The following is a 26249-nucleotide window of genomic DNA, read 5'->3' on the forward strand; positions in this document are numbered from 1 at the left end:
TCAATCACTCACTTTTTACGCTCGATATCCACATCCTCGGCCTGAGTAAAATCCCCCAGCGCCATCATGTGGCCAAGCTTGCCGGCCTTGGTGGCCAGGTACTGCTCGTTGTGCGGGTTGAGGCCGGTGGTAATGGGCAAACGCTCGGTCACGTTGACGCCGTCGTTGGTCAGCGCCTCGACCTTGCGAGGGTTGTTGGTCATCAGTTTGAGCGCCTGGATATTGAGATGCTCGAGCATCGGCACACAAAGATCGTAGCGGCGCATATCGGCGCCAAAGCCCAGCCGCTCGTTGGCCTCGACGGTGTCCGCGCCCTGGTCCTGCAGGTTATAGGCGCGAATCTTGTTCAAAAGGCCAATGCCGCGGCCTTCCTGGCGCAGGTACAAAAGCACCCCGCGCCCCTCTTCGGCGATGCGTTTGAGCGCCTCTTGAAGCTGATAGCCGCAGTCGCAGCGCATCGAAAACAGCGCATCGCCGGTCAAGCACTCGGAGTGCACGCGCCCGAGCACCGGGGCAACGCCTGTCACATCGCCAAGCGTCAGGGCGATATGATCCTTGCCCGTTGCATCGTCTTCGAAGCCGTGCATGGTAAATGTGGCCCAGGGGGTGGGCAGCCGGGAGGCGGCAATGAAGCGAATGGTCACGGGTTACCTCGCAAATCGACCAGAGCCGGAAACGATGTGAGTAGGAAAAGAACTCGGTAGTTTACCAAAAAGCGGCGCCGGCCTCACGGCCTGCATCCACGCAAGCGGCGATAAAACGACGAATCGGCCACCTTCTACCCACCGCCGCCCGACGAGCGCCGCTATCCTGATGCGCACTACCTCGCCTACAATAGGGGCAAATTTCCCTAGAGCAGGCGTTTATGTCCTCTTCCGCTGTATCTCCTCCCCATTTGCAAAACGACCGTTTTCTACGCGCCTTGGCCCGCCAGCCGGTGGACCGCACGCCGGTCTGGATGATGCGCCAGGCCGGGCGCTACCTGCCCGAGTACCGCGAGCGCCGCGCACAGGCGGGCAGCTTCATGGACCTTTGCCGCAATCAGGACTTCGCTTGCGAAGTGACCCTGCAGCCGCTGGAGCGCTTTCCGCTGGATGCCGCGATTCTGTTCTCGGATATACTGACCATTCCCGACGCCATGGGCCTGGGGCTCTATTTCGAAACCGGTGAAGGGCCGAAATTTCGCAAGACCGTACGCACCCCGGAAGAGGTCGCGGCGCTTGGCGTGCCCGACGTCGAGCGCGACCTGGACTACGTGATGCGCGCGGTGTCCACCATTCGCCGCGAACTCAATGGCCGCATGCCGTTGATCGGCTTCTCCGGCAGCCCCTGGACGCTGGCGACCTACATGGTCGAAGGCGGCTCGAGCAAGGATTTCCGCCATCTGAAAACCATGCTCTACGACACCCCGGACACCATGCACCAGCTCCTCGATACGCTGGCCCACGCGGTGACCGACTACCTCAATGCCCAGATTCGCGCCGGCGCCCAGGCGGTGCAGATTTTCGATACCTGGGGCGGCTCGCTCTCCACACCGGCGTATCTCGAGTTTTCGCTTCGCTACATGGAGCAGATCGTCTCGGGCCTGATCCGCGAGCACGACGGCCGCCGCGTGCCGGTGATTCTGTTCACCAAAAACGGCGGGCAGTGGATCGAACACATCGCCTGCGCCGGTGCCGACGCGGTGGGGCTTGATTGGACCACCGAGCTCAGTGACGCCCGCGACCGGGTGGGCCATAAGGTGGCGCTACAGGGCAACCTGGACCCCAACGTGCTGTTTGCCCGGCCCTCGGCCATTCGCGCCGAAGTCGCCCGGGTACTGGAAAGCTACGGGCACGGGCCGGGCCATATCTTCAACCTGGGTCACGGCATCAGCCAGTTCACCAACCCCGACCACGTCAGCGCCTTCATGGAGGCACTGCACGAGCTTAGCCCCCAGTACCATAAAAACGACCAGCAAAGCGACGCCGGAGAGGCCCGATGAACGATTTCGATCAAGCGCAGTGGTTCACCGAAGTCTTCGACGCCCACGGCAGCGCGTTCTCGCTCAAAGTCAGCGAGAAGCTTTGGGATGTACAAAGCGCCTATCAGCACCTGGAAGTCTATGCCACCGAGACCTACGGCAACCTGTTAGTGCTGGACGGCTGCGTGATGCTCACCGACCGGGACAACTTCCTGTACCACGAAATGATCGCCCATCCGGCGCTTTTCACCCATCAGGACCCGAAGCGCGTCGTGATCATCGGCGGCGGCGACTGCGGCACGCTGAAGGAAGTGCTGCGTCACGAAAGCGTGGAAAAAGTCACTCAAATCGACATCGACGAAGAGGTCACCAAGGCCTCCGAGCGCTTCTTCCCGGCGCTGGTAGAAGCCAACGCCGACCCGCGCGCCGAGCTTTTGTTCGCCGATGGTGTGAAGTGGGTGGATGACGCAGCCGATGAAAGCATCGATGTGCTGATCATCGACTCCACTGACCCGGTCGGCCCGGCGGAAGGGCTTTTCAAGACCGAATTTCTGGCGCGCTGCCACCGCATTCTGCGCCCCGGCGGCGTGCTGGTGCAGCAAAGCGAATCGCCGCTTTATCACAGCGGGTCGATCATTCGTGAACTGCGCAAGGATATGAAAAAAGCAGGCTTTGAAAGCGTGGCAACGCTGCCCTTCCCCCAGCCGGTTTATCCGTCGGGCTGGTGGAGCGTGACGCTGGCGGGCAAGGCGACAAACGTTGAAAGCTTTCGCGAAGAGGCTGCCGCGGAGCATGAAATGCCGCTACAGTACTACACGGTAGAGGCTCACCGCGGCGCCCTGGCGCTGCCGCCGTTTATGCGCGCCGCTTTCGCTTAAATTCCCCAAAGCGACACGCACTGAATCGAGGCCGGGCACTGCTCGGCCTTTTTTGTAGCGCTTACCCACGCAAGGGACACAACAATGAACAAAGCGGATCACACAAGGGCAATCAAAAGGACCCTCACAAGTGCTATCCCAGGGGCCGCGGGTTGGCGCATCAAGCTGGTGACCGGGGCGGCGCTTTTGCTGCCCGGCCTGGCGCTGGCCACCACGCTTGAAACGGTGCAAGAGCGCGGCAGTCTGCGCTGCGGAGTCAATGCGGCCCAGCCCGGCTTCTCGGCGCTGGACGACGAAGACACCTACCGGGGGCTGGATACCGACATTTGCCGCGCGGTGGCCGCCGCCGCCCTGGGGGAAGGCGCCAACGTCGAGTTCGTACCGCTGGATTCGGTCGAGCGCTTTGCGGCGCTTCAGTCCGGCGAGGTCGATGTGCTCTCGCGTACCACCACCTGGACCTCGACCCGGGATACCACTCTGGGCATCCACTTCACCGGGGTGAGCTATTTCGATGGCCAGGCCTTCATGGTGGCAAGCGACCTGGGCGTTCAAAGCGCAAGCGAGCTGGACGGCGCGGCGGTGTGCACCCAGTCCGGCACCACCAGCGAGCTCAACCTGGCCGACTACTTTCGGTTGAACGGCATGAGCTTCGATGCGGTAGTGTTCGACGCCCCGGAGCAGTCCATCGCCGGCTTCGAGTCCGGACGCTGCGACGTTTTAAGCTCCGACGCCTCGCAACTCTATGCCCAGCGCATGCAGCTGGCCGACCCGGACATGGCCATCGTCCTCCCCGAGACGATCTCCAAGGAGCCCCTGGGCCCGGCGGTGCGCCAGGGCGACGATCAGTGGTTCAACATCGTTAAATGGTCGCTGTTCGCCATGCTCAACGCCGAGGAGCTGGGCGTGAGCATGGCCAACGTGGACGAACAACTCGAATCCGAAAGCCCGGATGTGCTGCGCCTACTGGGCCGCGACGGCAATTTCGGCGAGGCGATGGGCCTTGATGCCGACTGGGCCTATCAAATCGTCAAGCAGGTGGGCAACTACGCCGAGATGTTCGATCGCAACGTGGGTGCAGGTTCAGCGTTTAATATCGGACGTGGGCTGAACGGGCTGTGGCGCGATGGCGGCCTTCAGTACGCCCCGCCCATTCGCTAACCATTTTTGCCCCACTCGCCTGTTTTCACTGGCCGATTCGGCAGGGGCCGCACGGCCGGTGCACCAAATAAGCTCAACCAGTAGCCGAAGTCGCACTTTTTTGCAGCACAACTTTGGTCAAAACGTTGCCGATTTTGCGTTGAAAAGCGCTGAATGAGTAGATATGTCCTTTCTGGCATCTTCCTTGCTAGCGTTATGTGCCGTGCTTCGGCATTTATAACGAAATTTAATAACGAGGAAGGGAAACAACCATGCTTAACAAAAAACACGTGGTACTGCTGGGCTGTGCTGGCGCCATCACCTTATCGGGTGTAGCGAGCGTTCAGGCAGATGTCTTGGAAGATACGCGCTCACGAGGCGCCGTGCAGTGTGGCGTGAGTGATGGTTTGCCCGGTTTCTCCGCCCCGGACGACAGCGGCGAATGGCAAGGCCTGGACGTTGACGTCTGCCGCGCCGTGGCCGCTGCCGTGCTGGGCGATGCAGACGCGGTCAACTACATCTCGCTGAACGCCGTCGAGCGCTTCACCGCGCTGCAGTCTGGCGAGATCGACGTGCTTTCTCGTAACACCACCTGGACCACCACCCGCGACACTACCCTGGGTCTGAACTTCACCGGCGTGACCTTCTACGACGGTATCGGCTTCATGGTTAATCGTGACCTGGGCCTTAACGGCGCCGACGAGCTCGACGGCGCGGCGATCTGCATCCAGTCCGGCACCACCACTGAACTCAACGTGGCGGACTACTTCCGCGCCAACGACATGGCCTTCGATCCGATCGTTTTCGACACCTCCGAGCAAACCGTGGGCGGCTTCCAGTCCGGGCGCTGTGACGTGCTGACTTCCGATACCTCCCAGCTCGCCGCGCTGCGCATCCAGCTCGACGAGCCGGACAGCGCGATGATCCTTCCCGAGATCATCTCCAAAGAGCCGCTGGGCCCGGTGGTTCGCCAGGGCGACGACACCTGGTTCAACATCGTTAAGTGGTCGCTGTTTGCTATGCTCAACGCCGAAGAGTACGGCGTCACCAGCGAAAACGTCGACGACATGATGGACAGTGAAAACCCGGATATCGCGCGTCTTCTGGGCCAGGACGGCAACTACGGCGAAGGCATGGGCCTTGAAGCCGACTGGGCGTACAACATCATCAGTCAGGTCGGCAACTACGCCGAAAGCTTCGATCGCAACGTCGGTATGGATTCACCGCTTGAAATCGAACGGGGTGTGAACGCCCTTTGGAACCAGGGCGGCTTCCACTACGCACCGCCGATTCGCTAAGCGTCTCGCTTGACCCCGGCCCGCCGCGCTAACACCCAGGCGGGCCGTTTGATTGATCCTGCCGTATTGCGGAGACGCTTTCATGTCAGTAAGACCCAATGCTCGCCCGATGGGCCACAAGCCCCCTTTCTGGCGAGACCGCGCTAAACGCGCGCTCATTTTTCAGGTGCTGGTGGTGGCAGTCGTCGCCATCTTTTTGCTCTATATCGTGGGCAACACCCAGGACAACCTTTCCGCACGGGGCATCACCACCGGTTTTGGTTTTTTGGACAACACCGCAGGCTTTGGCATCGTACAGAGCCTGATCGATTACTCATCGCAGAGCACCTACGGGCGCACCTTCTTCGTGGGTTTGCTCAACACGTTGCTGGTGGGCGGCCTTGGCGTGCTGGCAGCGACTCTCGTGGGCTTCATCGTGGGCATCGCCCGGCTTTCGCCCAACTGGCTCATCGCCAAACTGGCCGCCGCCTATATCGAGACCTTTCGTAATATCCCGCTGCTTTTGCAGATTTTTTTCTGGTACTTCGCCGTTCTGCGCACCCTTCCAGGTGCGCGCGACAGCCTCGCCTTCGGTGAAGTCATGTTTTTGAACGTACGCGGGCTCTACCTGCCCGAGCCGCTGTTCGAGTCCGGCTTTGGGTTGATCCCCGCCGCCTTTCTCGTGGCGATCGTGGCCAGTATCGCGCTGATCGTCTGGAACAAGCGCCGCCACGAGGCCACGGGCAAACGCCTGCCTGCCTACTGGATCGCCTTTTTGCTGATTTTTGGCCTGCCGCTTTTAGTGCTTTTAGCCACCGGCGTGCCGATCACCTGGGACGTGCCGGAACTTCGCGGGTTCAACTTCCGTGGCGGTGTCACGGTGATTCCGGAGTTTCTGGCGCTGTGGCTGGCGCTTTCGATCTACACCGCCTCGTTCATTGCCGAAATCGTGCGTTCGGGCATTCAGGCGATCTCTCATGGGCAGACCGAAGCCGCCCAGGCGCTGAGCCTGCCGCGCAACCTGATTCTTCGGCTGGTGGTGATCCCCCAGGCGATGCGGGTGATCATTCCGCCGCTGACCAGCCAATACCTGAACCTGATCAAGAACTCGTCGCTTGCCACCGCCATCGGCTATCCGGATCTGGTCTCGGTCTTTGCGGGTACTACGCTGAATCAGACCGGCCAGGCCATCGAGGTCATCGCCATGACCATGGGGGTCTATCTAACGATCAGCCTGCTGGTCTCCATGTTCATGAACTGGTTCAACGCCCGCGTGGCGCTGGTCGAACGCTAGGGCGAGGGTAACAACCATGATTCACAATCAAACCATGATCGAGCAGCGCCCGGCCCCGAAAAGCACCATCGGCCCCGTGGCGTGGCTGCGCGCCAATCTCTTCAACGGCCCGATCAATACGCTGTTTACCTTGATTGGCCTTTACGTGCTGTACCTTTTGGTGGTGCCCACCGTGCAATGGGCGATCATCGACGCGGATTGGGTCGGTACCACCCGCGAAGACTGCTCCCGGGAAGGCGCCTGCTGGGTGTTCATCAAGGCGCGCTTTACTCAGTTCATCTACGGGCTCTACCCCCGCTCGGAAATCTGGCGCGCCAATATCGTGTTCGTCGGCTTTTTCGCGCTGATCGCCTGGCTTGCCATTCCGCGCCTGCCGTTCAAGCGCTGGGTGGCGGTATTTGCGCTGCTGATCTTCCCGGTGATCGCCTACGTATTGCTCCACGGCGGCTATTTCGACCTGCCGCGGGTACCCACGCACCGCTGGGGCGGGCTGATGCTGACCCTGCTGCTTGCCACCGTCGGCATGGTGGGGGCGCTTCCTATCGGCATCGTGCTGGCCCTGGGCCGGCGCTCCAACATGCCCATCGTCAAAAGCTTCGCGGTGGTGTTCATCGAGTTCTGGCGCGGTGTGCCGCTCATTACCGTGCTGTTCATGGCCTCGGTGATGCTGCCGCTGTTTTTGCCTTCGGAGCTCAGCGTCGACCGGCTCATTCGCGCCTTGATCGGCATTACGCTGTTTCAAAGCGCCTACATGGCCGAGGTGATTCGCGGCGGGCTACAGGCGATTCCCAAAGGCCAGGACGAAGCCGCGGCGGCGCTGGGTATGACCTACTGGAAGCGCATGGGGCTGATCGTCATGCCCCAGGCGCTCAAGATGATGATCCCCGGCATCGTGAATACTTTCATATCGCTCTTCAAGGACACCACGCTGGTCATGATCATCGGCCTTTTCGATCTATTGGGCATCGTGCAGGCAGCGCTTTCCGACTCGCGTTGGCTGGGCTTCTCGATAGAAGGCTATGTGTTCGCCGCGTTCATGTTCTGGATTTTCTGTTTCAGCATGTCGCGCTACAGCCAGTATCTGGAACGCCGCCTCAACACCGGCCACAAGCGTTAACGCCGCCCTTAGGATTTCAAGGATAACCTCATGAGCGAAGCAGCTTTAAATACCCAGGACCAGATGGTCGAGATGCGCGGCGTCAACAAGTGGTACGGCGACTTCCACGTGCTGCGCGACATCGATTTCGAAGTCAAACGCGGCGAGCGTATCGTCATTTGCGGGCCCTCGGGCTCGGGCAAATCCACTCTGATTCGTTGCATCAACCACCTGGAAGAGCACCAGCAGGGCGAAATCGTGGTCGGCGGCGTGCCGCTGACCCAGGACGTCAAGCGTATCGAGCAGGTACGTCGCAGCGTGGGCATGGTGTTTCAGCATTTCAATTTGTTTCCCCACCTGAGCGTGCTGGAGAACTGCTGCGTGGCGCCAATGTGGGTGCAGAAAAAGTCCCGCCGGGAAGCCGAAGCCCAGGCCATGCAATATCTCGAGCGGGTGCGCATCGCCGAGCAGGCCCGAAAATACCCGGGCCAGCTCTCCGGCGGCCAACAGCAGCGCGTTGCCATCGCCCGCTCGCTGTGTATGCACCCGGACGTCATGCTTTTCGACGAGCCCACCTCGGCACTCGACCCGGAGATGATCAAGGAGGTGCTCGACGTCATGGTGGAGCTTGCCAACGAAGGCATGACCATGCTCTGCGTGACCCACGAAATGGGCTTCGCGAAAACCGTGGCCGACCGGGTGATCTTCATGGACCAGGGCCAAATCATCGAAGAGAACGCCCCGGAGCCGTTTTTCAACAACCCCCAGTCCGAGCGTACCCAGCTGTTCCTGAGCCAGATTCTCGGCCACTAGGCGCCGCCGTTCGCCCCTATAAGGGTGATACTGGCAGGCAAAAGCGCAGGCTGCTCACGATGTTCGGTGAGCGGCCTGGCGTTTAGCGCGGTGAGCAGTATCTGCAGCGGGTCGCCGTGGCTGACCAGCAACACCACCTCCCCCTCGAGGCGGCTCTCCATCTCCTCGATGACCGCCTGCATCCGCGCCGCTACCTGGCTTACCGACTCTACCTGGTGCGTTTGGTGGTCGGCATTCTCGGCGTCCAGCGCCCATACGCTTGGGTAAAAACGGTCGCCCTGGCCATCCAGTGAGCCAAAATAGCGCTCGCGCAAACGAGGCTCCTTTTCAAGCGAAAGCCCGAACGCTTCGGCCACACGTTGGGCGGTGTGGGTGGTGCGTAAAAAGTCCGAGTGGACGATGCGCGAAGGCGTCGGCCAGCGCCAGTCGGCCACTACCGCCGCAAGCTGGCGCTCGCCGGTTTCTGAAAGCCCGAACGCATTAAGGCCCTGGGCCGGCGCGCTGATGATGAGCCCCTGTTCGTTGGCCAGGCTATGGCCGTGGCGCATTAACAGGTAGCGGTTACGCCAGCGGCCATCGCGTTGTTCTCTCTGCTGATCGAGCATCTTGTGTACCGTGTGAGTGAGCGAGGGGTTTCGTTTGACCTAACGCTAAACGCTTGCCATGTTTAATCAACCATTAACGACACGGAGGACGTTTGATTATGGCAACTTATATTGTGGTGGCCGATGCGGGCAGAGCGCGTATTTTTACCCACGCAGCCAACAAGCTCACGGAAAAAGAGAGCCTGGTACACGCCGAAGGGCAGATGCACGAAGGTGACCTGGTCACCGACAGCCCCGGCGCGGACGTTCATGGTTCCGCCTCTAGCTCGTCGCACTCCTCTGCTGAAGGCGGTGCGGCGCTCGAGCACGAAAACGAGATGTTCGCCAAGCAGGTCGTCAAGTATCTGTTCGACGCCCGCACGAGCAACAAGATGGATGAACTCATCCTGGTCGCCGCTCCCAAGTTCCTGGGGCTTTTGCGCGATAAGCTCGACAAGCCGACCCAGAAGATGGTGACGCATACGCTCTCGAAGGATTTGAGCAAGGCCTCCGTCGATGATATCGATAAAGCCATCAGCAAGCTGAACTAAACCCTTTAGCACCTCGAGCGGCGCTTCTCCCAAAGTGGCGCCGCTCTCGTCGATCACCTGCCCCCCGACGACCCTTTCAAAGCTGTTTGCGACCCAATCCTTCCCTGTGCGCTGAAACGGCCCCCCGCGCTTCAAGAAATTATCCCGCTTGCCGATAAGCATTAAGTGATATAACTCATTCCCCCTAACAAAACATTGCCGCCCTGGCGACCAGGTCGCGCAAGGTGCGCAAGGTGCTGGAGAGCCTTACGCTTGCCAGCGGCCATGGCGCCTTGCAGAGCCGGTAACACTAATCGCAACGCTGCAGAGATAAAATAAAATGCATTTTAAATCTGTCCGTACGCTGATCGCGACCCTGGTCAGCGGCTGTATCCTGGTGGTCGTCGCCGTGCTGGTGATCTACTCGCTCATTACCCACGCGCGCTCTCAGGCGCTGGTAGAGGATGAAACCCATGCGCTGCTCGAACAGAACATCGGGGCCCGCCTGACCGCCATCGCGTCGGCCCAGGCCGAAGATATCCAGGGCGAGCTCGAACACGCCTTGACGCTGGCAACGTCGCTTGCGAACACCAACGCCATGTTGGGCCTGGAGGATGACGAGGGCCGCCCGCTCATGACCATGAGCCGCCGCGAGCTTTCGATGCTGATTCGCCAAACGGTGGTCAATAATCCGGATCTGCTCGACGCTTTCATTGGCTGGGAGCCCAACGCCTTTGGCAACGACGCGCTCTACACCGAGCAGGAAGATTTGGGCTACGGCCCGGACGGGCGTTTTATGCCCTGGTGGTACCGCACCGAGAGCGGCGCCATCGAGGTGCTCGCGCTGGGTAGCGACATAGAAAACCAGGCGCGCGGAGACGACGGTATTCGCAAGGGGGAATACTATCTTTGTACCAAAGAGACCGAGCGCACCTGCGTAGTCGACCCGCACTGGTACGACTACAACGGCGAAAACCTGCTGGTGACCTCGTTCAACGCGCCCATCCTGGTCGACGGCGAGTTTCGTGGCAGCGCCGGTGTCGACCTTGCGGTCGATTTCCTTCAGGGGCTTCTGGAAGAAGCCAACCAAACCCTTTACGACGGTGCCGGCCAGATGCTGCTGGTCGCCTCCCAGGGGGCGCTTTCCGCCCACACCAGCGAGCCCGCCCTGCTGGGCGAAAACGCCGAGCAGGCGCTTCCCGCCGACCTGTTGCCCGACCTTGCCAGCGCCCGTCAGGGTCAGCCGGTTCGCAATCTCGACAGCGAATCCGACATGATCGAGCTCTACTGGCCGTTCGATGTCGATGAAAGCGGCACCCCCTGGGTGCTGATCATTCGCCTGCCGGAAAGCGCCGTCATGGCGGGGCTTAACAACATGCAAGCGCAGTTGAACGACCAGGGCCGGTCCTCCATGTGGGCAATGATCATCATGGGGCTGATCATTGCCCTGCTGGGCCTGGTGGTCAGCTGGCTACTGGGGAGCGGCATCTCGCGCCCGCTGCGCCACCTGGCCGACCGGATGCGCGATATCGCCTCCGGCGAGGGGGATCTGACCCAGCGCCTGCCGGTGCGCGGACGCAACGAAGCCGCCGAGCTCGCCATCCAGTTCAACGCTTTCGCGGTCAAGATTCACGACGTGTTGGTCGACGTACGCGCCAGCAGCGAGTCGGTCCACCACGCCGCCAGCGAGATCACCCAGGGCGGGCAGGACCTTTCCCGGCGCACCGACCAGGCGGCGGCCAGCCTTCAGCAGACCTCCACCGCGATGGAAGAGATCAGCAGCACCGTGGGCCATACCACCAGCGCCTCGAAAGAGGCCAGCGGCCTGTCACAAACCGCCGCGCAACTGGCGGAACGTACCAACGGCGCTTTCGGCCAGGTGGTGGTGACCATGAACGATATCCGCACGACCTCCGAAGAGATCCAGGCCATCGTCAAGGTGATCGACGGTATCGCCTTTCAGACCAATCTGCTGGCGCTGAACGCCTCGGTGGAGGCGGCGCGGGCCGGCGAACATGGCCGCGGCTTTGCGGTGGTGGCCGAAGAGGTGCGCATGCTCGCCGCGCGCAGCAGCGACGCGGCGGCGGATATCCGCCAGCGCATCACGGCCTCGACGGACAAGGTGACCACCGGTACGCAGCTCGTACGCGACGCCGAACAGGCCATGCATGAGCTGGCCGAAAGCGTCACGCGGGTGAACCAGATGCTGGGTGATATCAGCACCGCCGCCTCCGAGCAAAACGATGGCATCAGCCAGGTGAGCATCGCGGTGAGTGATTTGGATCAGATGACCCAGCAAAACGCGGCGCTGGTCGAGGAATCCACTACCGCTGCCGAACAGCTTAAAGAGCAGGCAGAGCGCCTGGCCGAGCTGGTCGGCGGCTTTACCCTCGAAGGCGCCTCGCCGTCTTCCTCGCCCCAGCTTGCCCCGCCTGCCCGGTCGGGTTTTTAAGCAGACCTTTTAGGGGCCCTTCGAGGGGCCCTTCGAGGGGCCCTTCGAGGGCCCCTTTTCATCCCTTAACACCGCAGACCCAAAGCGGCGCGGCGGGCCGTTTAATCCTTCATTTCAAGTCAACGATGCAAGCGTCGATAACCTGACATGAACGCTATCACGTTTTAAGGGGTGGTCATCACGTCGGCGCCAGGCAGTCCACGCAAAGCCTCGCGCTGTTTTCTCCTGCCCCAGGATCACCCCATGGAAGGATGCGCTAACCCCCCTTTTCACTGGTCTGCCTCTTAAGGATCGATTATGCATTTTGGCTCGCTGCGAACTTATATGCTTGCGCTCGCGACTCCTTGCCTGCTGGCGATTGTGGCGGCTCTGGTGATCTATAACCTGGTGGCCACCACCCGCACGGCACACACCATCGACGAGCACACCCGCGAACAGGCGCAAACAGCGCTGAACGCCCGCCTGAACGCGATCATCGAGGCCCAGGGTGAGCGTATCCAGGCCGAGCTGGATAGCGCCTTGCAAACCGCCGAGTCGCTAGCGCGCACGAATGCACTCATGGGGGCCACCGATGCCGAAGGCGAAATAGCGCTGTCGTTAAACCGTCGCCAGCTTTCCAACCTCCTTCGTCAGACCGTTGCCGATAACCCGTCGTTACTCGACGTTTTCATCGGCTGGGAGCCCAACGCCTTTGGCGACGACGCCCTCTATGTGGGCGAAGAGCGGTACGGCCACGACGGCAGCGGGCGCTTTATGCCCTGGTGGTACCGCACCGAAGACGGCGAGCTGGATGTGCTTCCGCTGGGCGACACCATGGATAGCCAAACCGTGATGGAAAGCGGTGTTCGCGAAGGCGAGTACTATCTTTGCCCCAAAGAGACGCTCTCCCCCTGCGTGATCGACCCCGCCGTTTATGATTACAACGGCGAATCGCTGCTGGTGACATCCTTCAACGCCCCTATTCTGGTCGACGGCGAATTTCGCGGCGTCGCGGGGGTCGATCTATCGCTGAACTTCATCCAAACCTTGCTCAGCGAGGCGAACGAGGAACTTTACGGCGGCGCGGGCCGCATGATGCTGGTCGCAGGCCAGGGCGGTCTGGTCGCCGATACAGCCAATAGCGAAACCCTCGGCCAACCCGCCCGGGATACGCTGAGTAGCGACTTACTGGAAGGGATCGAGGTCGCCCAGTCCCAGGCGAGCTTGCGCAGCAATACCCACGACGGGATGCTACAGCGCTACCACACCCTCCAGGTGGGCGATACCGCGCGGCCCTGGGTGCTGGTGCTACAGCTTCCCGAAGACGTCGTCTTCGCTAGCATCAATGCGCTGCAAGACCTGCTCGGCGAACAGCGCGATCGAAACACTTTAGGCATGACGACCGTTGGGCTGGTGCTGGCCGCGCTGGGTATGCTGGCGCTTTGGTGGATAGGTGGCCGTATTGCTCGCCCCCTGCGCCGCCTGGCCGATCGCATGCGCGACATCGCCTCCGGCGACGGCGATTTGACCCAACGCCTGCCGGTCAACGGCCGCGATGAGAGCGCCGACCTCGCCACCCAGTTCAACGCCTTCGCGGTCAAGATTCACGACGTACTGGTCGACGTGCGCGCCAGCAGTGAGTCGGTCCACCACGCCGCCAGCGAGATCACCCAGGGCGGCCAGGATCTTTCCCGACGCACCGACCAGGCGGCGGCCAGCCTTCAGCAGACCTCCACCGCGATGGAGGAGATCAGCAGCACCGTGGGCCATACCACCAGCGCCTCGAAAGAGGCCAGCGGCCTGTCGCAAACCGCCGCGCAACTGGCGGAACGTACCAACGGCGCCTTCGGCCAGGTGGTGGTGACCATGAACGATATCCGCACGACCTCCGAAGAGATCCAGGCCATCGTCAAGGTGATCGACGGTATCGCCTTTCAGACCAATCTGCTGGCGCTTAACGCCTCGGTGGAGGCGGCGCGGGCCGGCGAACATGGCCGCGGCTTTGCGGTGGTGGCCGAAGAGGTGCGCATGCTCGCCGCGCGCAGCAGCGACGCGGCGGCGGATATCCGCCAGCGCATCACGGCCTCGACGGACAAGGTGACCACCGGCACGCAGCTCGTACGCGACGCAGAACAAGCCATGCATGAGCTGGCTGAAAGCGTCACCCGGGTCAACCAGATGCTGGGCGATATCAGCACCGCCGCCTCCGAGCAAAACGATGGCATCAGCCAGGTGAGCATCGCGGTGAGTGATTTGGATCAGATGACCCAGCAAAACGCGGCGCTGGTCGAGGAGTCCACCACCGCTGCCGAACAGTTGAAGGAACAGGCAGAGCGCCTGGCCGAGCTGGTCGGCGCGTTTACACTCGACAACGATGCGAGCGTCAAGCCCCACGCCCTGCCCGCTCACTCGGGCGATCGGTAAGAGCCTTGGGCGCTTCATTCCCGCCACTGACCATTAGGGCCTCCCGAGGAGGCCCTGCACACTCATTGTCAAGTAATCGTCATAAAAGCTTCAAGTCGCATGGGGCGAGGTCGATAGATGATTATCGGCATAGACCACACGGTCTATTTGCTCCGCCATATTCCCCTACAGGATGAACGTTCAATGCTGCACTCACTGCGTTTGCGCATCTTAACGGATGCCGCAGCCTCACTCTCACATCGCTTGGCAAGCGGCTCACAAGGGCGTTTGAAATGAATTTCAAATCCGTACGCACGCTCATCGCGCTTTTGGTGGGCAGTTGTATTCTGCTGGTCGTGGCTGCGCTGGTCGTCTATTCGATCATCGCCGATGGGCGCTCCAACCAGTTGGTAGAGCGCCAGACGAAAGAGCTTCTCGAGCGCAACATCGAAGTCCGCCTGGATTCCGTGGCGGGGGAACAGGCCGAGCGCATCAAGGGTGAGCTGGAAAATGCCCTGCTCCTGAGCGAAAACCTGGCGCGCACCAACGCCTTGATGGGCGTGACCGACGAATCCGGCCGCCCTTCGCTGTATTTGAGCCGCCGCGAGCTTTCCCAGGTGATCCGTCAGACCGCCATCGATAACCCGGAACTGCTGGGCACCTATATTGGCTGGGCGCCGGATGCGTTCGGGCGTGACGAGGTCTTTGCCGGCCGTGAAGAGCTTGGCTACGGCCCGGATGGCCGCTTTCGTCCTTTGTGGTACCGCGACGATAGCGACAACATCGTGGTGCTTCCGCTCGATGAGAGCATGGAAAGCGAAACGCGCCAGCCCAACGGGGTCCGCCAGGGAGAGTACTACCTTTGCCCGCGCGATACGCTAACCACCTGCATCGTGGACCCGGTGCCCTACGACTACGACGGTCAGGTCGTTTTGGTGACCTCGTTCAGCGTACCGGTACTGGTCGACGGTGAGTTCCGCGGCGCCGCCGGTGTCGATCTATCGGTCAACTTCATTCAATCCATGTTGCAGGAAGCCAATCAGTCGCTCTACGACGGTGCCGGCGAAATGGCCTTGATCGCCTCGGGCGGCTCCCTGGCGGCGCACACTGCCCACCAGGAAGCGCTTGGTAAGCTTAGCAGCGACGTACTCGACGCGTCTCTGCAGTCCTCTATTCAAGGCGCCCAGGCGGGCGAGCCCGTACGCCGCTACGACCGGGAGCAAGGGGTCATCGAGCTTTACTGGCCCTTTACCATCGGCGACATCGAAACACCCTGGGTTTTGATGCTGCGCCTGCCGGAAAGCGCGGTCATGGCCGGCCTGCAAAATCTGCAGGACGAACTCGGCGAGCAGGCCAGTTCGTCCATGTGGGGCATGATTCTCATGGGGCTCTTGATTGCGCTGGCCGGCCTTTTCGTCAGCTGGCTGCTGGGTAACAGCATCTCCCGGCCGCTGCGCCACCTGGCCGAGCGGATGCGCGACATCGCCTCCGGCGACGGCGACCTGACCCAGCGCCTGCCGGTGCGCGGACGTAACGAAGCCGCCGAGCTCGCCATTCAGTTCAACGCTTTTGCCAATAAAATCCACGATGTGTTGGTCGACGTACGCGCCAGTAGCAACTCCGTTCACCACGCCGCCAACGAGATCACCCAGGGCGGCCAGGATCTTTCCCGGCGCAGCGACCAGGCGGCGGCAAGCCTGCAGCAGACCTCTTCCGCCATGGAGGAGATCAGCAGCACCGTGGGCCACACCACCAGCGCCTCGAAAGAAGCCAGCGGCCTGTCACAAACCGCCGCGCAACTGGCCACGCGCACCAACAGCGCCTTCGAGCAAGTGGTCGTGACGATGGGCGATATCCGTACGACCTCCGATGAGATCCAGGCGATCGTCAAGGTCATCGACGGCATCGCCTTCCAGACCAACCTGCTGGCGTTGAACGCCTCGGTGGAAGCGGCGCGCGCCGGCGAACACGGCCGCGGCTTTGCGGTAGTGGCCGAAGAGGTACGCATGCTCGCCGCGCGCAGCAGCGACGCCGCGGCGGACATCCGCCAGCGCATCACGGCCTCTACGGAAAAAGTCGAAAGCGGCACGCAGCTGGTGCACCAGGCCGAACAGGCCATGCATGAGCTGGCCGAAAGCGTCACCCGGGTGAACCAGATGCTGGGTGACATCAGCACCGCCGCCGCCGAGCAGAACGACGGCATTAGCCAGGTGAGCACTGCGGTGAGCGATTTGGATCAGATGACCCAGCAAAACGCCGCGCTGGTCGAAGAGTCCACCACCGCGGCCGAGCAGTTGAAGGAGCAGGCGGAACGTCTGGCCGAGCTGGTCGGCGCCTTTACCCTGGCCGAGGAGCGTACGGGTCGCGAGCAACAGGCCTCGCCGCTCTCCTTACCCGGCCGCTAAACGGGCCGCTTTGACACTACCCGGTACCCATCGAGGGCCTCCACAGGAGGCCCTTTTTTTATGGGGCCGGACTGCGAAAAAGAGTTCGGTAAAACTAAAGTCGCATCCCACAACGCCGATAGAGAGACAACCCCATTATTTCAAGACCGAATGGTCTACTCAATTACCCACCTTCCTGACAGAGATCACGCCATGCTTTCTTCGCTACGCATGCGCATTTTGGTAATCACCCTGGTGGTGATTACTTTAGCGCTCACGATCAACGCCGCGGTCAGCTACCTGACGCTAAAATCCCACAACGACGAGCAGGTGACCCAACAGCTTGCCTCCATCTCCCAGGGCAATGCGCTGGCGATCGAGGAATGGGTTGCAGCGCGTACTCAAATGATGGAGGCTGCGCGCGAACCGATGAAAGGCGGTGACCCGATGGCGCCATTGATGCAGCTAGATGCCTCTGGTGATTTCATGGCCGCCTTTTTTAGCCAACCCGATGGCAGCCATCTGGCCACTGCTAACGCACCAGGGCCGGACTACGATCCTCGTACGCGGGGCTGGTACCAAGCGGCGGTCGCCCAAGACCGGACGATCATTACGCCTCCGTATGCCGATACTGAAAGTGGTCGACTCGTCGTTACCTTTGCCACTCCGGTGAAGCGTAGTGGCCAGCTTTACGGCGTCATAGGCGGCGACGTGGAAATCACCACGCTGATCGATCAGGTCAACGCCATCCAGCCGACCCCGTCGAGCTTCGCCTTTCTAAGCGACAGCGGCGAAACCCTGATTGCCCACCCGGATGCGGCGCTGACGCTTCAGCCGCTGACCCGGCTTAGCCAAACCCTCAGCCCGGCGACCATCGATCGGCTCAACGCAACGCGTAACGCCTGGGAAGACATCGAGGTCAATGGCCGACACAAACGCATCGCCTCCACGCCCATTGCCGGCACCGAATGGGAGCTTGGCGTGGCGCTGGACGAGCGCGAAGCCACGGCGGGCCTGCGGGCCATGATCAAATCGGCGCTGGTGGTGCTGCTGATCATTCTCGTCGTCACGGCCTTACTGCTGAGCGTGTGGCTCAAACAGATGTTCAAGGGACTCGAGCGCGCCCGGGATGCGCTGGACGACATCGCCAGCGGCGAAGGCGACCTGACCCGCCGCCTGCCCGAGCAAGGCCGCGACGAAGTGGCCCAAATCAGTGGCGCTTTCAACCGTTTCGTCGACAAGATGGAGTCGGTGTTGATCGACGTTCGCACCAGCAGCCAGTCGGTTCACCATGCGGCCAGCGAGATTGCCACCGGTGGCCAGGATTTGTCGCGGCGTACCGACAACACCGCCGCCAGCCTGCAGCAGACCTCCGCCTCCATCGAGGAAATCACCAGCACCGTGCAGCAAACCGCGGCGTCCTCGAAAGAAGCCAACAAGCTCTCGCAAACCGCGTCTGTAGTCGCCAATGAAGGCGGGCAAGTAGTCGCGGGCGTGGTGACCACCATGGAGGAGATCACGACGGCCTCGGACAAGATCGGTGAGATCGTCACCCTGATGAACAGCATCTCGTTTCAGACCAACCTGCTGGCACTGAACGCCTCGGTGGAAGCCGCGCGCGCCGGCGAGCACGGTCGCGGCTTTGCCGTGGTGGCCGAAGAAGTGCGCATGCTGGCCAGGCGCAGCAGCGATGCGGCCAACGACATTCAAAAGCTGATCGAGGATTCCCAGAGCAAGGTGAATAACGGCACCACCCTGGTGCGTAACGCCGGCGCCACCATGAAAAGCATCGTGGAGCACATCACCCGCGTGTCCGACGTGCTCGAGGAAATTACCGCCGCGACCGGCGAGCAGAGCGACGGTATCAACCAGGTCAACATCGCGGTGGCCGACCTGGACCGCATGACCCAGGAAAATGCCGCCATGGTGGAGGAGTCCACCACCGCCGCCGAGCAGCTCAAAGAGCAGGCGAATCACCTGGCCGAGACAATCGGCAGCTTCAAGCTGTCCGAGCGCGCAGCGCCGCCGCTGACGGAGAATCAATCCACGCGTTCGCTGCCGTCGTTCTAATCCTGGGCCCGGGCTTTTCCTTCTAGGGCACCGGCGGTAGCTCGATATCGTCGCTGCGGCTGGCACCGGCGGTCATCTCGCGACACAGGCGCAGAAACTCGCGCACGCCGGTGGTCAGGTACTTGTGGCGGTGCCAGATGAAAGTGAACTGGCGCTTCAAATCCAATTCCGGTGTGGGCAGCTCAACAAGGCTGCCCCGCCGGAAGGCGTCGCGCAGCGCAAGCCGCGAGACGCAGCCGATGCCAAGGCCCGACTCCACCGCACGCTTGATGCCCTCGGTGTGTTCGAGCTCCAACAGCGTATTGAAGCGACTGCGCCGGTGGCGGGCGGCATGCTCCAACGTCATGCGCGTGCCCGAGCCCTCTTCGCGCATGATCCAGTCCTCGCGTAAAAGCTGCTCGAGTTCCAGATGCTTGCGCCCGGCAAGCGGGTGGCGCGGTGAGCAGAACACGCATAGTTCGTCCTCGACCCAGGGCTGGCTGACGATCATCTCGTCGTCGCACTGCCCTTCGATCAAGCCTAAATCCAGCGAGTGCTGGCGCACCCCTTCGATGATATGACGCGTGTTACGCACCGCCAGCCGCACCCGGCTTCCGGGGTAGCGCTGCATAAAATCGCTGATCAAAAGCGTGGCCAGGTAGTTGCCGATGGTCAGCGTCGCCCCCACTTCGAGCGCCCCCACGCCCTTCTGGCCGCGCAGAAGCTCCTCTACCTCCTCGGCTCGGTCCAAAAGTGCCACCGCCTTGGGCAGCAGTTGAAAGCCCAGGGCATTGAGCTTTAGCCGCTTGCCGAGCCGGTCGAGCAGCTGGCAGTCGAACTGGCGCTCGAGCTCGGTGAGGGCGGTGCTGGTGGCAGATTGGGACATGGCAAGCGCGCGCGCCGCCTTTGAGACGCTTTCGTGCTGGGCCACGGCCACGAAGACCTCGAGCTGGCGTAACGTATAGTGCATACCCGGCCTATATCGATTTTACGGATAACGTTTATCAGTATAATTGACTTAACAGATATGCGCCCGCTGTTTAGACTTGACGGCAACATACCTAACCGCCTTTATTCTTTTTAAGAATATGAAATGCGAATGAGTGCTTACTCGCGTCGTCATTCGCACCCAAGGAGTTGTCATGAGCAAGTTTGCCCTGGAAGACGTGCTGAGCGTTCATCACTGGAACGATACCCTGTTCAGCTTTCGTACCACGCGGGAGCGCAGCCTGCGCTTCAAGACCGGCCAGTTCGTCATGATCGGTCTGGAAGTGGACGGCAAACCGCTAATGCGCGCCTACTCCATCGCCAGCCCCAACTATGAAGACCACCTCGAATTCTTCAGCATCAAGGTACCGGACGGCCCGCTGACCTCGCGCCTTCAGCACCTTCAGGTGGGCGACCAGATCATGGTGAGCCGCAAGCCCACCGGCACGCTGGTGTGCGATGACCTGCTGCCCGGGCGTAACCTCTACATGCTCTCCACCGGCACGGGTTTGGCGCCGTTCATGAGCCTGATTCAGGACCCGGAAGTCTACGAGCGCTATGAAAAAATCGTGCTGGTTCACGGCGTGCGCGAAGTCTCGGAGCTTGCCTACGCCGACTTCATCACCAAGGAGTTGCCCGCTCACGAATACCTGGGCGAAGAGATCGCCGAAAAGCTCGTCTACTACCCCACGGTGACCCGGGAAGAGTTCCACACCATGGGGCGGCTGACCGACCATATTCGCAGCGGCAAGATCTTCGAGGACACGGGCCTGCCGCCCATCGATCCGCGCCAGGACCGCGCGATGATCTGCGGAAGCCCGGCGATGCTCGACGATACCAGTGCGCTGCTCGACGAGCTGGGCATGAATATCTCGCCGCGCATGGGCGAACCCGGCGACTACGTGATCGAGCGGGCGTTTGTCGAGAAGTGATGGGCTGGTGAATGGTGAATGGTGAATGGTGAATGGTGAATGGTGAATGGTGAATGGTGAATGGTGAATGGTGAATGGTGATGTTCGGCGCCACCTTCATCGCGATACCAACAAAAAACCCCTGCTGGAGATACTCCACAGGGGTTTTTTACTACTCACAACTTACTATTCACCACTCACCAATGACCCTTCACTAACTCAAACCGCATCCTTACCGGTTTCGCCGGTGCGGATACGAATGACCTGCTCCAGTGGCATGACGAAAATCTTGCCGTCGCCGATTTTGCCGGTATTCGCCACCTGGGTAATGGCCTCGATGACCTGCTCGGCGAGCTCGTCGTCGACGGCCACTTCCAGCTTCACCTTGGGTAGAAAATCCACCACGTACTCGGCGCCGCGGTAAAGCTCGGTATGGCCTTTCTGACGGCCAAAGCCTTTGACTTCCGTTACGGTAATCCCCTGCACGCCGATGTCCGAGAGGGATTCGCGTACGTCATCAAGCTTGAACGGCTTGATAATGGCTGATATGAGTTTCATGGTGACATCCTCTCGCTTGCTGTCCGATTGTTGTGGGGCAGACGTTCACAACGACGAAACCGTTGCCCGCTACCCCAAGCATACACCGCTACCGCCAGAGAATAAAAAAGCCTCCCACCAAGGGAGGCCGTAAGCTCACTATGTTGCATCGTTGTATGGGTCACATCGTTGTATAGGCCACATCGTTGTAAAAGGACCGCTTTGGTTATTTCTTGACGCTAAACTCCGGGTAAGCTTCCAAGCCGCACTCGGCGATATCCACGCCTTCGTACTCTTCCTCTTCGCTGACGCGGATGCCCATGAGGGCTTTCAGCACCAGCCAGACCACCAGGCTTGCCGCAAAGACCCAGCCGAAGATGCCGACGATACCGATCAGCTGCGCGCCGAAGGAGGCGTCACCGTTATTCAAGGGCACGGCGAGCAGGCCCCAGATGCCCACGACCCCGTGCACCGAAATCGCACCGACCGGATCGTCCAGCTTGAGCTTGTCGAGGGTGACGATGGCCGCCACGACGATCAAACCACCCACGGCGCCAATAGTGGCCGCCCCCAGCGCGGTGGGAGAAAGCGGGTCGGCGGTGATCGCGACGAGCCCTGCCAGCGCCCCGTTGAGCGCCATGGTGAGATCCGCCTTACGGAACCACAGTTTGGCGAGTACCAGCGCGGCGAGCACGCCGGCGGCGGCGGCGGCGTTGGTATTCACGAACACCTGGGCGACGTTATTGGCCGAGGCGACATCCGACAGTTTGAGTTCCGAGCCGCCGTTGAAGCCGAACCAGCCCATCCACAGGATAAAGGTACCGAGTGTGGCCAGCGGCATGTTGGCACCAGGAATGGCGTGAATAGCGCCGTCCTTGCCGTACTTGCCCTTGCGCGGGCCCAGAATCAGCACGCCCGCCAGTGCAGCGGCCGCACCGGCCATGTGCACGATGCCGGAGCCGGCATAGTCGGAGAAGCCCAGCGCGTCCAGCCAGCCGCCACCCCAGGTCCAGTAGCCGGAGACCGGGTAGATGAAGCCGGTCATCACCACCGCAAAGGCCAAAAACGCCCAGAGTTTCATGCGCTCGGCCACCGCACCAGAAACGATGGACATGGCGGTTGCCACGAACACGACCTGGAAGAAGAAGTCAGAGCGCATGGCGTAGTAGGGCGCGTCTTCACCGCCATTCAGCACGGCGTCGACACCGTTTTCCGCGCCAATCAGAAAGCCCAGGCTCGGCAAAAAGCCGCCTTCGCCGCTGGAGTACATGATGGTGTAGCCCACCAGCAGGTACATGGTGCAGGCGATGGCGAACAGCGCGATGTTTTTAGTTAGAATTTCCGCGGTGTTCTTGGAGCGCACCATACCGGCTTCCAGCATCGAAAAGCCGGCGGCCATCCACATGACCAGCACGCCGCAAATCAAAAAGTAAAACGTATCGAGCGCGTAGCTCAGATCGGTTACCTCGTTCATGAGTCGTTCCCCGTCTACTAAAACGTTGTATCAAGCAAAAATGCTCACAAAATCGCCGTGTGACTTATTGGTTCGGGTTATACGGCGTCGGCGCCGCGCTCGCCGGTACGAATACGAATGACGTCTTCAAGGGGCGTGACGAACACCTTGCCATCGCCAATCTTGCCGCTGTTCGCCGCGCTGCAGATCGCATCGAGCACGCTGTCCAGGCGATCGTCGTCGACGGCGATCTCCACCTTGACCTTGGGTAGAAAATCCACGACGTACTCGGCGCCGCGATAAAGTTCGGTATGGCCTTTTTGACGCCCAAACCCCTTTACCTCGGTCACCGTGATCCCCTGCACACCGTTATCGGCAAGTGCTTCACGGACATCGTCGAGCTTGAATGGCTTGATGATAGCGGTGATGAGTTTCATCCCGGAGCTCCCCTGCTGGATAAATAGCGGCGCCGCCGCCTGAAATTAATGCCTTGCCTCGATAATGCGCATACCGTGCCACTCATTAAATTTAAATAATAAATCAGCTACTTAAGCCTGCAGCCAAGGCAAAACCAACACGTTGTCGCGCGCTAAGCCGGTGCACGACAAAGCGGACGCACTATAGGAGTGCGCCCGCCAAAGCGGGTCGCTTCATTTTGATGCAAGCGAAAAAGTCACCGCCCAAACGCATGTGAAACATGCGTATTTCGCCTGGGTTGCGTATCCTTACGAGAAAGCCGTTCACATTTATGCGTTCGTATCAGGAGATAGCCATGGCGACCCAAGACCGCATTAGCCGACTCGCACAGCAAATTGGCGACCGCTTGCAAAATGCTTCTCACGCACCGGAAGACATTCAAAAAGGCGTGCAGCAAGTCATGCGCGGCGCGTTCGATCGCATGGAGCTGGTGTCCAGGGAAGACTTCGACATCCTAATGGACGTGCTCCAACGCACCCGCTCCCGGGTCGAAGCGCTGGAGCGCCAGGTGGCCAACCTGGAAGCCTCGATCGACGCAAGCCAGGCCGACAAGGCCACCCCCATGGAAGCCGAGGCGCAGACCACGCCGGCCCCCCAGGAGCCCGCCAAAAAGACGCCCAAGCCCCGCGCCTCTTCCGCCAAGGCGGCCAAGGATGCCACGGGTTCGGTGGACGATCTGGGCGAGTAGCTCTTTATAAGCAGCCCTTGAGAAGTCTTTTATAACAGCACTTTAGGGTAGCCATACTCGAAACGCCGCGCGGCTTATCCCCTTTGCCGCGCGGGCGTTTGTGACGTTCGAAGCGCCGATCCACGTAGATTGATATAAAAAATGAGAACACCTATCATTGCGCTTTGCAGCGTCGATGAACGGCGTTCTATCAATAACAATCTGCTTTCTGGATCTCTCATGACTCGCTATGTCGCCCTGAGCGCCGCTTTGTTGAGCGGTGCTTTTCCCTTGACGGCCCTTTCTCAATCCCAACCGACGGCCAGCGCGGAACCCGCCGCCCAGGACACGCTGGTGGTGGTCGGTTCGCGCACGCCCACTCAAATCAGCCAGATCCCGGGGGCGGTACACGTGGTCGAAGGGCCCGATCTACAGCAGCAGATCAACGCCGGGGGCGATTTGAAAACGGCGCTGGGCCGGCTGGTGCCGGGGCTGGATTTCGGCCCCCAGGGGCGCACCAATGCAGGGCAGAACATGCGCGGGCGCAGCGTTCAGGTACTCATCGACGGTGTATCGCTGAATAACTCCCGCGGTCTGTCGCGTCAGTTCGACGCCATCGACCCGTTCAATATCGAGCGCGTCGAGGTGCTCTCGGGCACCAGCAGCTTGTACGGCGGCGGCGCCACGGGCGGCTTGATCAACATCATCACCAAGCAAGGCGAGCGCGGCGGCCCCCACTTCGAGACCCAGGCGAGCGTCACCAGCGGCTTCAACACGCGCCACGACCTCGACCGGCGCCTTTCCCAGTCGGCCAGCGGCGGTAATGAAACGGTACAGGGCCGCATTGGCGTATCCCTGATGGAAAACGGCCGCCAGTACGACGCCGGGGGCGATGAAATCTTCCCCGATATCGCGCAAAGCGACCTGCAGGACAATCGCCAGCTGGATATCCTCGGCAACCTACGCGTCGAGCTTGACGACGAACAGACGCTGATGCTCAGCGGCCAGCTTTATGACTCCGGCAAAGAGGGCAACCGCGGCGTCTACTACCCGAATTTGGCCGCCACCACGGCGAATCTCGACGGCGCCGATATCCGCGACGGCTTCACCGCCGACCGCGAACCGCGTACCGACCGCAAGATGATCAGCGCAAGCTACCACCACGCCGATCTTTTGAATCAGAATTTCTACCTGCAGGCGTTTCATCGGGAGGAGGAATCGAGTTTTTACCCCTTCCCTTACGCCGCCCAGGACGGCGGTTACTACTTCGCCGCCTCCCAGCAGAACACCCAGCTTAGCGGCTTGAAGGCGCTGTTCTCGGCAGATCCACGTGACGATCTCAATGTGACCTACGGCGCGGACCTGGACCGGGAGTCGTTTGACGCCTCGCAGATGCGTTTCGATCGCGCCGCAAGCGATAGCTCCGGTGGGCTCGTACAGCGCGCCGATCGCGTCACGCCCCGCTATCCGGGTTTCGATATCGACACGTTGGCGCTGTTTACCCAAAGCGAGTGGTGGGCCACGGACCAGCTTCAGCTCAGCGGCGGCATCCGCCACCAGCGCATGGACGTGGACATCGACGATTTCAACGACGTGCCCGGCGGCTCCAGCGACTACGACGTCACCCTCTATAACGCCAGCGCCCTGTATGATTTCGACAACGGCCATCAGAGCTGGCTGGGCTACTCGGAGGGCTTCGAGCTACCCGACCCGTCCAAGTATTATGGCCGCGCCGGGCAAACCGTGGCGGACAACCCGCTGGACGGTATCAAGACCCGCCAAGTCGAGCTTGGCTGGCGCTACCAGGGCGGCGACTGGCTGACCCAGGCGGCGGTCTACTACGCCTGGTCGGACACCGCCATGGAGCTCGACGACGATCTCAATGTGACCCAGATCGACGACGACCGCCGCGACTACGGCCTGGAAGCCTCGCTCACCCGCTTCATCGGCCACCACTGGGAAGTGGGCGGCACCCTCCACGCGCTGGCCTCCGAACGCAAGGTAGACGGCAGTTGGCAGGACCGCGGTATTACCGTAGCCCCTTACCCCTCCCAGGACACCCTGACCGCCCACGTGGCCTGGCAAGATGACGCGCGCACGCTGCGCCTTCAGGGCAGCCACGCCCGCCAGTACGAAGACGCCGAGGGCGATAGCATCGACGGCTTTACCACCTTCGATGTGATCGGAAGCCAGCAGACCGATATCGGCACCCTGAGTTTGGGGATCAGCAACCTGACCGACAAGCAGTACTCCACGCCCTGGGGCCAGCGGGCCGTGGGCTTTTATTCGCCCAACTATGGGCCGGAGTACCTCTACGATTACCAGGCCCGGGGGCGTACGTTCACTCTGGGCTGGTCGCTGGAGTACTAGAGCCTTTC

Annotated in this window: 21 protein-coding genes; 15 read left to right on the forward strand and 6 right to left on the reverse strand. The window is 61.2% G+C overall.

Annotation, left to right across the window (positions count from 1 at the left end; translation table 11 throughout):
• Positions 1-8: 8 nt before the first annotated feature.
• On the reverse strand, positions 9-644 hold the full coding sequence (gene ribA, locus ACWHVV_RS17340) for a GTP cyclohydrolase II (protein WP_447927324.1): 636 nt from the start codon (positions 642-644) through the stop codon (positions 9-11).
• A 221-nt stretch (positions 645-865) separates the two neighbouring features.
• Between ribA and hemE the strand changes: the two genes are divergently transcribed.
• The 7 genes from hemE to ACWHVV_RS17375 all read left to right on the forward strand — a co-directional run bounded on the left by hemE (position 866) and on the right by ACWHVV_RS17375 (position 8458).
• Complete coding sequence (hemE, locus tag ACWHVV_RS17345) at positions 866-1984, forward strand: uroporphyrinogen decarboxylase (RefSeq protein ID WP_447927325.1); 1119 nt, start codon at positions 866-868, stop codon at positions 1982-1984.
• Entirely contained in the window at positions 1981-2841 is an 861-nt protein-coding gene (speE, locus tag ACWHVV_RS17350; protein WP_447927326.1) for a polyamine aminopropyltransferase, read from the forward strand. Before hemE ends, speE begins: the two co-directional genes overlap by 4 nt.
• Before the next feature lie 84 nt (positions 2842-2925).
• The gene (locus ACWHVV_RS17355) at positions 2926-3999 is read left to right on the forward strand and encodes an amino acid ABC transporter substrate-binding protein (protein ID WP_447927327.1); all 1074 of its coding nucleotides are present in this window, start codon (positions 2926-2928) and stop codon (positions 3997-3999) included.
• Positions 4000-4250: 251 nt separating this feature from the next.
• Positions 4251-5276, forward strand: coding sequence for an amino acid ABC transporter substrate-binding protein (locus tag ACWHVV_RS17360; RefSeq protein ID WP_447927328.1), 1026 nt, complete (start codon positions 4251-4253; stop codon positions 5274-5276).
• An 82-nt stretch (positions 5277-5358) separates the two neighbouring features.
• Entirely contained in the window at positions 5359-6549 is a 1191-nt protein-coding gene (locus tag ACWHVV_RS17365; RefSeq protein WP_447927329.1) for an amino acid ABC transporter permease, read from the forward strand.
• Between the two features lie 16 nt (positions 6550-6565).
• Complete coding sequence (locus ACWHVV_RS17370; protein WP_447927330.1) at positions 6566-7666, forward strand: amino acid ABC transporter permease; 1101 nt, start codon at positions 6566-6568, stop codon at positions 7664-7666.
• A gap of 63 nt (positions 7667-7729) precedes the next feature.
• Positions 7730-8458 carry an amino acid ABC transporter ATP-binding protein gene (locus ACWHVV_RS17375; protein WP_447929182.1) on the forward strand — a complete coding sequence of 243 codons (729 nt, stop codon included), beginning with the start codon at positions 7730-7732 and terminating at the stop codon, positions 8456-8458.
• On the opposite strand, the gene ACWHVV_RS17380 is transcribed toward ACWHVV_RS17375, so the two are convergent.
• A complete protein-coding gene (locus ACWHVV_RS17380) occupies positions 8455-9063 on the reverse strand; it encodes a histidine phosphatase family protein (RefSeq protein ID WP_447927331.1) in 609 nt (202 codons plus the stop codon). The two genes, ACWHVV_RS17375 and ACWHVV_RS17380, sit on opposite strands and share 4 nt — an antisense overlap.
• 98 nt (positions 9064-9161) lie before the next feature.
• Here ACWHVV_RS17380 and ACWHVV_RS17385 point away from each other — a divergent pair, with 98 nt between their 5' ends.
• From ACWHVV_RS17385 to ACWHVV_RS17405, 5 genes are all read left to right on the forward strand, one after another.
• Complete coding sequence (locus ACWHVV_RS17385; RefSeq protein WP_447927332.1) at positions 9162-9593, forward strand: host attachment protein; 432 nt, start codon at positions 9162-9164, stop codon at positions 9591-9593.
• Positions 9594-9912: 319 nt separating this feature from the next.
• A complete protein-coding gene (locus ACWHVV_RS17390; RefSeq protein WP_447927333.1) occupies positions 9913-12024 on the forward strand; it encodes a methyl-accepting chemotaxis protein in 2112 nt (703 codons plus the stop codon).
• A 297-nt stretch (positions 12025-12321) separates the two neighbouring features.
• On the forward strand, positions 12322-14427 hold the full coding sequence (locus ACWHVV_RS17395; protein WP_447927334.1) for a methyl-accepting chemotaxis protein: 2106 nt from the start codon (positions 12322-12324) through the stop codon (positions 14425-14427).
• A gap of 272 nt (positions 14428-14699) precedes the next feature.
• Positions 14700-16811 (forward strand): methyl-accepting chemotaxis protein, encoded by a 2112-nt coding sequence (locus ACWHVV_RS17400; protein ID WP_447927335.1) that lies wholly within the window; start codon positions 14700-14702, stop codon positions 16809-16811.
• Between the two features lie 192 nt (positions 16812-17003).
• Positions 17004-18860: a methyl-accepting chemotaxis protein gene (locus ACWHVV_RS17405; RefSeq protein ID WP_447927336.1), complete on the forward strand. Its 1857-nt coding sequence runs from the start codon at positions 17004-17006 to the stop codon at positions 18858-18860.
• A 22-nt stretch (positions 18861-18882) separates the two neighbouring features.
• On the opposite strand, the gene ACWHVV_RS17410 is transcribed toward ACWHVV_RS17405, so the two are convergent.
• Positions 18883-19809 carry a LysR family transcriptional regulator gene (locus ACWHVV_RS17410; RefSeq protein ID WP_447927337.1) on the reverse strand — a complete coding sequence of 309 codons (927 nt, stop codon included), beginning with the start codon at positions 19807-19809 and terminating at the stop codon, positions 18883-18885.
• A gap of 172 nt (positions 19810-19981) precedes the next feature.
• On the opposite strand from ACWHVV_RS17410, the gene ACWHVV_RS17415 reads away from it, so the two are divergent.
• Positions 19982-20758, forward strand: coding sequence for a ferredoxin--NADP reductase (locus ACWHVV_RS17415; RefSeq protein WP_447927338.1), 777 nt, complete (start codon positions 19982-19984; stop codon positions 20756-20758).
• 198 nt (positions 20759-20956) lie between these two features.
• On the opposite strand, the gene glnK is transcribed toward ACWHVV_RS17415, so the two are convergent.
• The 3 genes from glnK to ACWHVV_RS17430 all read right to left on the reverse strand — a co-directional run bounded on the left by glnK (position 20957) and on the right by ACWHVV_RS17430 (position 23164).
• A complete protein-coding gene (gene glnK / locus ACWHVV_RS17420; RefSeq protein WP_227389979.1) occupies positions 20957-21295 on the reverse strand; it encodes a P-II family nitrogen regulator in 339 nt (112 codons plus the stop codon).
• A 205-nt stretch (positions 21296-21500) separates the two neighbouring features.
• Positions 21501-22748, reverse strand: coding sequence for an ammonium transporter (locus ACWHVV_RS17425; protein ID WP_447927339.1), 1248 nt, complete (start codon positions 22746-22748; stop codon positions 21501-21503).
• 77 nt (positions 22749-22825) lie between these two features.
• Positions 22826-23164: a P-II family nitrogen regulator gene (locus ACWHVV_RS17430; RefSeq protein WP_447530269.1), complete on the reverse strand. Its 339-nt coding sequence runs from the start codon at positions 23162-23164 to the stop codon at positions 22826-22828.
• 335 nt (positions 23165-23499) lie between these two features.
• On the opposite strand from ACWHVV_RS17430, the gene ACWHVV_RS17435 reads away from it, so the two are divergent.
• Both ACWHVV_RS17435 and ACWHVV_RS17440 read left to right on the forward strand, forming a co-directional pair.
• Positions 23500-23892: an accessory factor UbiK family protein gene (locus ACWHVV_RS17435; RefSeq protein ID WP_447530270.1), complete on the forward strand. Its 393-nt coding sequence runs from the start codon at positions 23500-23502 to the stop codon at positions 23890-23892.
• 219 nt (positions 23893-24111) lie between these two features.
• Positions 24112-26241, forward strand: coding sequence for a TonB-dependent receptor (locus ACWHVV_RS17440; RefSeq protein WP_447927340.1), 2130 nt, complete (start codon positions 24112-24114; stop codon positions 26239-26241).
• The last annotated feature ends 8 nt before the right edge of the window (positions 26242-26249 follow it).

It is taken from the genome of Vreelandella sp. EE27 (genome assembly GCF_968206495.1).